The sequence below is a fragment of the Paenibacillus sp. J2TS4 genome (assembly GCF_018403245.1).
Classification (GTDB): domain Bacteria; phylum Bacillota; class Bacilli; order Paenibacillales; family NBRC-103111; genus Paenibacillus_L.
In genome coordinates, this window is the sequence record NZ_BOSH01000037.1 from 1 (window position 1) to 1,465 (window position 1,465).

Below are 1,465 nucleotides of genomic sequence, written 5' to 3' on the forward strand. Positions count from 1 at the left end.
TGTCAAACGTCTGTGAAAATGTCACCTTATCTGTGCTATGAAAATGTCACTTTTTTTGAAGGAGGCCACTCTTACCAGTAGGCCTCTGAATAACTGTTATGCTGTGAATACATAGCGTCTTGGAATGAATCTCGTTTTGTGCTACGCTTAGTTACGGTGGTATCATACGTGGTTTTCCACGGATGATCTTTGGCGGGTTTGCGTGGCTGCGCAGAACTCGCCTTTTTCGTCTGTTCTTGGCGCTCGGGCCGTTCTGTCTTCTTCAGAAGTAAAGCTTGACCCTGATGCCAGACGAGTACGTCCCCTGTGAGCGTCTCACGAACTTCTACCACGGTTTTAACGGGAAAATGCTGAGGTAAGGATTCAGCAAAGGTATAAGTGTTGCCGCCATAAGAGAGGGTTTGGCCTGCCCCCAGCGTCCGGTACTCCCGCACTGTAAATACATGCTCAAGCCGAATGTCCTCACTCAGCTCCATATAAGCCGGTTCGCTTGATCGTGGAGCGACTGCAAATCGCTGATTATGCTTCTGGATGAGCAGAGGTAAGGCTTCGTTAGCGGCTTCCATTGTCGTGATGCCAAGTAGCCGAAGCTCAATGACCAAACGATCCTGAAAGGTTACCCACAGGCGTTCAATCCGGCCCTTAGCTTGCGGTGAGAGCGCTTGAATGTGTTCGATGCCCAGTTCAGCCATCGCTTTACCAAAGTTCGAAAGAGGTTTAGATTCGCCAGCGAGTTCTTGTTCAACCGTAAGCTTTTCGTTGGGAGAACGGAAAATCGTATGTCGATCACTGTAAAGGCCAAGGGGGACGCCGTATTTCGTCATGCCTTGCTGCATGACAAGGGAGTAGCCCTCACGGCATTCGTTAGGCCGAAACACAGCTCCAACGACAATGCCTGTGGCATCATCAATCGCAGCATGCAAGGCAAAAGCAGGAGCGCGGTCTTCCAGCCATGCATAAGGGGTAGCGTCAATCTGCCAGAGCATGCCCGCCTGCGCTCTGCGCTGACGCGGCTGATGGGCCGTACGACGTCTTTGCTTGGCTTGCTTGAGTCCCTTTGCAAGCAGAATCCGCCTTACGCTGGAACTGCTTAATTGGATGTCCTCGTGCTCCTGAAGGAGCTCTGCAAAGTGACAGCTGTTGCTGCCATGATACTTGGATGTGTATAATTCTGCGGTTCGATCCTTCATTTCATCACTTAAAGCATGTACAGGCTTCCTTCCTCGATTTTTATGGGCAATGCCCGGTGCTCCTTCCGCTTTGTACTTGTTCTTTAACCTAATCATTTGCCGAACAGAAATCCCTAACGTCATAGCCCCCTCACTGTTCGTCATTAGTCCATCGATAATTTTCTCCACCACATAGATCTTCTTCAGTTCTGCTCTGCTCAATGTAATCTTCTCCTGTCCCATAGTGACATTATCTCAGAACAGTTATGGGATGACATTATCACAGCACAATAACA

General features: G+C 49.4%; 1 protein-coding gene. It reads right to left on the bottom strand.

What is annotated here, in order from left to right:
* Nucleotides 1-71: 71 nt before the first annotated feature.
* The gene (locus tag KJS69_RS29320) at nucleotides 72-1,391 is read right to left on the bottom strand and encodes an ISNCY family transposase (protein ID WP_213587778.1); all 1,320 of its coding nucleotides are present in this window, start codon (nucleotides 1,389-1,391) and stop codon (nucleotides 72-74) included.
* Nucleotides 1,392-1,465 lie beyond the last annotated feature (74 nt).